The organism is Faecalimonas sp., from assembly GCA_029264305.1.
In the GTDB taxonomy this organism is placed as follows: Bacteria; Bacillota; Clostridia; order Lachnospirales; family Lachnospiraceae; genus Faecalimonas.
Window position 1 is genome coordinate 1 of sequence record JARICA010000005.1, and the last position, 8527, is coordinate 8527.

The window sequence follows — 8527 nt, forward strand, 5'->3', positions numbered from 1 at the left end:
CAGTAACGACAGTTGCAAGAGCTAAGAAGCCCGTACACAATCGTTTCAATATCTTTTTCATAAATCTAATTCTCCTTTCATTTTGGGTAATAAAATAGCCGCCCAATAAGAACGGCTGGAAATAGAAAAGGAACGTCATTTCAGGCGTTCCATAGTCTATAAAATATTCAATTTTTTATACTGATGTGTTACTCATCAAAATCTCAAATTAAGGTTATTTGACACCATTTTTGACACCATTTTTTTGTATATTGACGATTTTTGATGAAATGTAATAAATTCATAAAACCCGTGAAAAGCCTGTAAATAGGCACTTTACGGAACTCTTTGATCTAAGACAAACGCTACGCTGTAATAACAAGAGGTGAGTGCTAATTTTTTTATAAAATAAAAAAGGACATCTTGTTCTACAAAAAATCGCCTAGACGGTACTAATGATCCCTCTTCTTTGGTAGACCGGACATATACCCAATCTACTTAATGAAAAGTATACACGTCTTGGCGATTTTTCTTTGTTTCCCTTTTCTTTTAAATATTAATAAGATCGATTATGTTTTTTCATTATATATAATAATCGTAAACTAACTACTACACTCAGCAATATGCCTATATAAATTGCAATATTGCTTTCATCCCCCGTTGCTGGTACTTTTGTTCCTATAAAATCTATCCCTTTTACTGGTTTTTTTATATTATTATCATTTTGTTTCACTTGTTTAATTACTTTTTTATCCTTTTCAAGAAATGTGTTCGCTACGGGTTCTTTTTCAAAAAGTTTTTCTTCTGCGATGCTCGGTCCGATCATCTCAGTAAATTTTTTGATTTCTTCCGCTGTTAATTTATTTGCAACAGTAAAATTAAGCACCGTATTATCTTTTTCTATAATTTTAAAATGTAATTCTTTTTCTTTGTAAAAAGTTTTTATAAAATCTTTATTTAATGTTCTAAAAGATTTATATTCACCATCTGTTTCTATTTCTGCTTCTTTAAACGAATAAATTTTCCCCTCATTTACTTGAATTTTCCCAAATTCCAATAACTCATTTGAATCCTGGGTAGTAAATATGATTTTATCTCCCTCACCATTTTTATCATATTTATTCATTTTTATTGATAACTTAGGACTTGGATTGCCTCCCCATGATAGATTTGTAAAGAAATCATATTGGGAAACAGTATGTTTTACATCACCATTATTCTGTTGAATAGAATCTTTTCCCAAATTTTCTTTTCTTTTTTCAAGTGTATCTAAAGCAGCTTTTAATTCTTTACGTGCTTCAGCTAAAGTATTCTTTGTAAAATCATAACGAGATATCCATTGCTTATTTGCTTTATCAACAGCATTTTTCAAGTTGAGTAAACTATCTTGAGTATATTTCTCATTTTGCTTTAGTTCTGCTTCAGCTGTCGTTATTTCTTGACCAAAATCATCTATTGCTTTAAGCACTAAATCTAATTTTTTAGAAGTTTTTAAATTTTTTATAGCCCTTTCAACTTCATCTTTTGATGCTGTTTTATCTTTTATTATATTCAATACATTATTATATTTTTTGAGATATTCTTTGCTTCCTATTGGCTTATATATACCTGCATTTACATCATCCAACGTCTCCTGTTCCGAACGAATCAAATTCTCTAACTCACTATAGTCCACATTACTCTCTACATTATATTGGGGTTTTTTCGTTGTTCTATCTAAAGTAATATTAACCTGTATATCTCTATCCATTACTACAGGATGAAGTATAATCGGAATCTGTGTTTCATTAACTGCATTTCTTGTAATTCTAAATAATTGACTATACTCTCCAACTCCATCTAGTTTTTCCGCAGGGATATATTGATTATCTTGAATATGTTTTAAATAAGACATTTTAGATTTCAATCCTTTTCCATTATCTTCTTTAAAACCTATTGTATAAATTGTTTTACCATTTTTTTCTTCTAGTGTAATAACTGAATTCATAAAATCATCTGCCATTGTACTTGTCTTTCCACTAATAGTAAAGATTTTCCCTTGATCTGATTTTTTTATCATATCTTTAATAGATTTTTTAAGTCTTTCTTCCAAAGCAGTTACTTGACTTTGCCTTTGAACTCCCTTTTTTATAGCATCTTTTGCATTTTTTACATTTTCTTTAAGATTAGATAGTGCAAAGATGTCATATTCTTCTTGGTGTCCTATAATAGTATCTGCTTTTGCAATTTGTTCCTCCAATCCCTTATAATCTATGGAAGTTAGTTTTAATCCTTTTTTAGCACTTTTTAAATTTGCTAATGCACGATCAATTTCATCTTTTTTGGGTAAGTCAGCTTTCAAAACTGATTCAGCATGTTTATATGCCGAACTAAATTTACTCATCGTTTGATCTGTATAATCTCCATTTTCTTTCTCATTATAAATTGCTGAATATTTCAAATAAGCTTTTGCCAGTTCTGTTTTTCCAATTTGATTTTTCACCTGCTGCTCTGACTCTGCCTTTTTGATCATGTCCAAAATTTTTCTATGTACTAAAATAGGAATATCCATAGGACCTGCCATTGTCTCCATTTCCTTTGGTTCTTTCATTTTCTTTATATCATCGAAAGTTTTTCCGATATACTTTGATAGTCCATTTTCTGCTTTAAATTGTCCCCAAAGAGGTTGATAATATCCACTCAATGCGCCTGTCTTATCATCAATAGCATATATGATCGAGCCCCACTTAAATATCCCTACTTCAATATTATATGATTCTCCTATACCCACCCCAGTAGGAATATCCAAATTATAAAATGTAGTTTTATTTTTATCAATTGAATAATCCTCTCCTGAAATTGTAATATTAGTATCGTCCTGTGAATTTTGCTTTGCAAACACTGTCGAAAGTTGTCCAAACGATAGGACTCCCACCATAAGCAGACTTACTATGCTTATAAAAACTTTTTTCTGTTTCAATTTCATCTTCATTTCTCCTCTTGTTCATGTAGTTAATAGTTACATCTCCATATAGTTTCTTTCACAATAATCTACATAAAAGCAACTATACATCTATCAACCCTAAACACAGAGAATTCACTTTCGCCTTTAGTTAGTGTTGACTAACTAAAGGTTGACATATTTTTTCTGATTTGTCAATAGTATTTTTGTTTTTTATATTATTTTGCATTATACTATTTATTTTAATTCTACTCGCCAAAATTCCTTATACGGATTCTTTTTTGCTAATCCTATATATTTTACTTCCCCTTTAAACATTCCAAATTCGACTTGTAATGCTCGAATTCCCCGAATCATCTCTTCTTCTGCCAATTTCTTTCCAACAGTCACATGAGGAAGCCATTGCATCGGACGATAATGTGGACTTACACTTATATTTTTCTCTTTTAAAAAAATATTATAAAATTTTTTCGACAAATTTTGTAAATAATTATTCAATACAGGTGTAAGATAAAGAACTGATGGAAGAAACAATCCAACAGAACACAAAATTATTTCTCCTCTATTTAATGTTTCCGCTTCTTCTCTTAATTTTTCTATAATACCAGTATTATCTCCCATTTCAAAGGAAGAAATCGTCATATGAGGTGGTACTTTATTTGCCGTCATGAATTCATTTCCACTTAATTTAGCTACTTGATCAATATATCTTTGTATCCGATTGTCTGTTTTCTTATCAAAATATAATGAAATAAAATACATATTTTCTCCTAAATTACTATATTTGTCCGAATTTCGCTCACTTGCGATAATAATTTTACCATGATATAATAACATAACTAATAAAAAATGGAGGATATTATTACTATGTTACATATATTTGGTTGCCCAATGCACTGTGGTGTTGGGGAAGAAGGATTGATTCACAGTTTAGACTATTTAAACACACATAACACAGACTTACATTTAACAACAATTCCTGAAGTATCTGTTTCGGAAGAAAATTCTGCACATTTAAAAAGATTTAATAGCGTTCTTGAAAACTGCACTGCTATTGCAGAATATAGTTATAAAAATATTTTATCTAAAGGAAATACACCTCTTTTCATTGGTGGAGACCACAGCGCTGCTATCGGAACTGTATCTGCCACTGCTACACAATATGACAACATCGGTTTAATTTGGATAGATGCTCACGCTGATATCAATACAGATTTGACATCCGCTAGTGGAAATATTCATGGTATGCCTGTTTCTGCCCTTCTTAACAACTTAAGCCCTGCAGGTGAAAAACTTTCTAAAATCTTAACAGATAACCCAAAAGTAAAACCTGAACATGTTGTTCACATCGGTTTGCGCGATATTGATCCACCTGAAGAAATTATATTAAAAGAATTAAATATCAAATATTTTACATATGATGACATCAAAGAAAAAGGATTAGAAACTTGTTTAAATGAGGCAATTGATTATCTTTCTCACTTAGAACACATCCATTTAAGTTTCGATATCGATGCTGTAAATCCACAGTTACTCCCAGGAGTTTCCGTTCCAGTAAATGACGGATTTACTATTCCTGAAATTTATCATGTATTCGAACGACTTTTAGAAGAACTACCAATCTCTGCTTTAGATATTATGGAATATAATAAAGAATATGATAAGGATGATGTGACTGCTGATTTCGTTTCAGAACTCATTGCTTTTATTCAAAAACACGTAAACTAATGAAAAACCCAAAACAGATTATCGTCTGCTTTGGGTTTTCTTATTATTAGGATTCTAATGAATTTTATTATATTCTTCTAAATATTTCTTTACATAATCTGTATCAGACGGACAATCAACATATTCACATCCGTATTTTTGTCTTGTCTCATTTCCTTTTCCTGTAATCAAAAGAATAGACGGATTCTCTACAGACTCGATGGCCTTCTTAATCGCTTCACCTCTGTCCTCAATCATCTCATACGGGCATCCTTGTGCTTCCACATACTCTGCAATATCTCTTGAAATTTCTTCTACAGGCTCATATCCTGGATCTTCTGCTGCTAAATATACTTTCTTTGCATATTTTCCAGCAATTGTTCCCAAGTCACGACGTCTTGTAAAAGCTTTTTTACCTGGGCATCCAAAAATACTTATAATTTCTCTATCCGGATATTCTTCCTTAATAGATGAAAATAATTTTTCAAAACTCAATTTATTATGAGCATAATCTACAACTGCAATTATTTTGTTATCATCACTTGTAGAAAGTTCCATTCTTCCACTTGATCTTGCTTTTTTCAATCCCGAATACATATATTCTACCGGAATATTAAATTGACTTGCAACAGCAATAGTAGCAAGGGCATTTTCTACATTAAATAATCCTGGCATAGTCAATTCAAATTCTGTATCAAATTCTGCACATCGAACATTAAAAATTGTTCCATTTCCTTCTTTATGAATATTATATGCATAGAAGTCTGCATTCTTATTTTGTGTACTAATTGTAACAACTTTTGAAGCACATTGCGCTGCTTCTAAAATTCTATCAGAAAAATCTGCATCCAAATTTACAATTGCTGTCTTTGTCTTTTGGAAAATAAGAAGTTTTGACGAAAAATAATCTTCAAAATCTTTATGTTCAATTGGACTAATATGATCTTCACAAATATTTAAAAATACAGCCACATCAAACATCATTTCATTTACACGTCCATATTTCAGAGCTTGACTTGATACTTCCATCTCCACAAATTCCATACCACTATTCACAGCATTTCTAAAATATCCATGGAGCTCTACTGCCTCAGGTGTTGTAATATGAGATTCAATTTTTTCCACCCCATCATAAATATCAATTGATGAAATAACTGCACTTTCCTTTTTTCCGTTGGCTGCTAAATAATCGTCCAAAATAGATTTCATATAATAAACAGACGTAGACTTTCCTTTTGTTCCACCAATACCAATTACATTCAACTCTTTCCATGCTTCATTGAAAAATTTATTTGCTAATACTGGCATTGCTTTTCGAATATCTTTTACAATAATATACGGAACATCTTCATCTAATTCATATTTTTGTTCACTAATATAACAAACTGCACCATTTTTTACTGCCTCTTTTAAATATTCTTCTTTAAAAGCCATCCCTTTACAAATAAAAAATGTATTTTCTACTACTTTCTTAGAATCAAAAGTCAATTGTTCAATAAGCATTTGTCCTTTACCAAACAATTCTTCTTCAACTAAATTTCCTTGTTCTTTTATTAATTTTGAGTATAGATCAATTGTATATTTATTCATCTGTTCCATATTACCCTCCTTATATGAATCTTTAGTTTTTGCCTAATTGTTATCAATTATACACCATTGATAAATAAGTGTCAAACTTGTATTTTCATACATCATAAAGTATTTAACATACATTATAAAATAATTGTTGAGATATGTTTTTTTAATGATATAATAAAGATATGAAAAAATTTTTTAAAGGAGATATGTGAATATGAGAGCATATGAAAGATTATTGAACTATGTTGTAGTTCGCACTCCAAGTGATGAAAACTGTGAGAATGTCCCTTCTTCTCAATGTCAGTTTGACTTGGCAAAAATATTAGTAGAGGAATTAAAACAACTTGGGATTGACAATGCCTACGTAAATGATAAATGCTTCGTATACGCAAAATTGCCAGCCACACCAGGCTATGAAGATAAAACAAAATTAGGTTTTATCGCGCATATGGATACGGTTTCTGACTTCTGTGATCATGACATCGTACCTATCGTTACAGAAAACTACAATGGTGAAGATCTTGTTCTTGGTACAAGTGGACGTACACTTGCTGTAGCAGATTTTCCACACTTACCAAGTTTAAAAGGACGCACATTAATTACTTCTGATGGAACAACAATTCTTGGTGCTGATAACAAAGCCGGAATTGCTGAAATTATGACTATGCTAGAAAGAATTATTAATGAAAATATTCCTCATGGACAAATTAGTGTTGCATTTACTCCTGATGAAGAAATTGGTACAGGTGCTCAAAGTTTTGATGTAGAAACATTTGACGCTGACTTTGGTTACACTTTAGATGGTGATTTAGAAGGCGAAATTCAATATGAAAACTTCAACGCTTACAAAGCAACTTTTGATATTACAGGATTTAGCGTTCATCCTGGATCAAGCAAAAATACAATGATTAACGCAAGTTTAGTTGCTATGGAAATCAATTCAATGTTACCTTCAGGAGAAACTCCAAGAGGAACAGAAGACTATGAAGGTTTTTATCATCTTGTAAGCATGAATGGAGATGTTTGTAAAGCGACATTAAACTATATTGTTAGAGACCACGATGCATCTTTAATGAATGCTCGTCTTAACACTCTTCGTTTAATTGAAAAATTAATGAATGAAAAATGGGGAGAAGGAACAGTTAAATTAGAAATTGCTGAACAATATAGAAATATGGCAGAAATCGTAAATACTTGTATGCATCTAATTGAAAATGCGAAAGTTGCTTGCGAAAATGTAGGAGTAACTCCAAATATCCTTCCAATTCGTGGCGGTACAGATGGATGCCAATTAAGTTTCAAAGGCCTTCCTTGTCCAAACCTAGGAACAGGTGGACACGGTTATCATGGACCATATGAACACATTAGTGTTGAAGGTATGGATGCTATGACTGATGTTGCTGTGGAAATTGTAAAATTATACGCAAAATAAAATAATACATAAGAGGGAACATCATTTACGTGTTGTTCCCTCTTTTATTATTATTTATTTACAATATTTTTCATATAACGATTCGAAAATCTTTAGATGACATTTCTCATCTAGTATAATTCTTTCTAAATTTTCTTCTATATACCTATCCTTTATCCATGATAATTGTCTTGTATATATATCGATTGTATCCATTTCCCCCTTATAAGCATTTTTTAATAAGATATCAATCTTTCTCGAATATGTATTATATTGTGGGGTCCAATAAGTAAATCGCCCATGATTAACATTCCATAATCTTGGTTCTGCACCTAACTTCTCAGATAATCTTCCAAAAATATTTAGGTGATGCATCTCTACCATACTAATTTTATGAAAAACACGTTTAATCTCTTCATATGGTTCTTCTAAAATAAGACTATTATAAAAGTAAATTGAAACTGCAGACATTTCAGACTTACATCCACCCATATTTCCTAACATTGCAAATGCATATTCCTGATTTTTTCTACACACCTGTATTTCAGGATAAGACGTTTCGTCCATATATTGATACTTTTCTTTTTTTTCACACATTTATAAATATTCCTCCCTTACCATAATATATAGTATGCTTCCTAAGAGAGAACTATGATAAATTTTTATACGACAAAAAAGATAGCCAATACTATTGACTATCTTTTTGACAGGGGATGAGGGAATCGAACCCCCACCAAAAGTTTTGGAGACTCCTATCATACCATTTGACCAATCCCCTATATTCTGTACCTTCAAAACCACACACAAGAAATGTCATCCGTTTATCACCTATTCCTAACTGGTTATGCCCTCGACCGATTAGTAACAGTCAGCTCCATGTGTTACCACACTTCCACCTCTGCCCTATCTAC

The 8527-nt window shown here is 31.3% G+C and carries 6 protein-coding genes and 1 tRNA gene; 2 read left to right on the forward strand and 5 right to left on the reverse strand.

Annotation, left to right across the window (positions count from 1 at the left end):
- Positions 1-535: 535 nt before the first annotated feature.
- The gene (locus ACY2U7_RS00605; protein ID WP_461815653.1) at positions 536-2944 is read right to left on the reverse strand and encodes a hypothetical protein; all 2409 of its coding nucleotides are present in this window, start codon (positions 2942-2944) and stop codon (positions 536-538) included.
- Positions 2945-3157: 213 nt separating this feature from the next.
- Positions 3158-3682 (reverse strand): 2'-5' RNA ligase family protein, encoded by a 525-nt coding sequence (locus ACY2U7_RS00610; RefSeq protein WP_461815654.1) that lies wholly within the window; start codon positions 3680-3682, stop codon positions 3158-3160.
- A gap of 105 nt (positions 3683-3787) precedes the next feature.
- Between ACY2U7_RS00610 and ACY2U7_RS00615 the strand changes: the two genes are divergently transcribed.
- Positions 3788-4648: an arginase gene (locus ACY2U7_RS00615; protein WP_461811995.1), complete on the forward strand. Its 861-nt coding sequence runs from the start codon at positions 3788-3790 to the stop codon at positions 4646-4648.
- Positions 4649-4702: 54 nt separating this feature from the next.
- Here the strand turns inward: ACY2U7_RS00615 and ACY2U7_RS00620 are convergent, their stop codons facing one another.
- Complete coding sequence (locus tag ACY2U7_RS00620; protein ID WP_461811994.1) at positions 4703-6226, reverse strand: Mur ligase family protein; 1524 nt, start codon at positions 6224-6226, stop codon at positions 4703-4705.
- Between the two features lie 193 nt (positions 6227-6419).
- Between ACY2U7_RS00620 and pepT the strand changes: the two genes are divergently transcribed.
- Positions 6420-7637 carry a peptidase T gene (pepT, locus tag ACY2U7_RS00625; protein ID WP_461815655.1) on the forward strand — a complete coding sequence of 406 codons (1218 nt, stop codon included), beginning with the start codon at positions 6420-6422 and terminating at the stop codon, positions 7635-7637.
- Between the two features lie 54 nt (positions 7638-7691).
- On the opposite strand, the gene ACY2U7_RS00630 is transcribed toward pepT, so the two are convergent.
- Together ACY2U7_RS00630 and ACY2U7_RS00635 are read right to left on the reverse strand one after the other, a co-directional pair.
- Positions 7692-8213, reverse strand: coding sequence for a ferritin-like domain-containing protein (locus ACY2U7_RS00630; RefSeq protein ID WP_461815656.1), 522 nt, complete (start codon positions 8211-8213; stop codon positions 7692-7694).
- Positions 8214-8323: 110 nt separating this feature from the next.
- Positions 8324-8394, reverse strand: a tRNA-Trp gene (locus ACY2U7_RS00635).
- Between the last annotated feature and the right edge of the window lie 133 nt (positions 8395-8527).

What these genes read in the sequence shown, in the direction of transcription:
- ACY2U7_RS00605 (WP_461815653.1), bottom strand. Translation starts at nt 2,944, where the DNA reads ATGAAATTGAAACAGAAAAAAGTTTTTATAAGCATAGTAAGTCTGCTT.
- ACY2U7_RS00610 (WP_461815654.1), bottom strand. Translation starts at nt 3,682, where the DNA reads ATGTATTTTATTTCATTATATTTTGATAAGAAAACAGACAATCGGATA.
- ACY2U7_RS00615 (WP_461811995.1), top strand. Translation starts at nt 3,788, where the DNA reads ATGTTACATATATTTGGTTGCCCAATGCACTGTGGTGTTGGGGAAGAA.
- ACY2U7_RS00620 (WP_461811994.1), bottom strand. Translation starts at nt 6,226, where the DNA reads ATGGAACAGATGAATAAATATACAATTGATCTATACTCAAAATTAATA.
- pepT (WP_461815655.1), top strand. Translation starts at nt 6,420, where the DNA reads ATGAGAGCATATGAAAGATTATTGAACTATGTTGTAGTTCGCACTCCA.
- ACY2U7_RS00630 (WP_461815656.1), bottom strand. Translation starts at nt 8,213, where the DNA reads ATGTGTGAAAAAAAAGAAAAGTATCAATATATGGACGAAACGTCTTAT.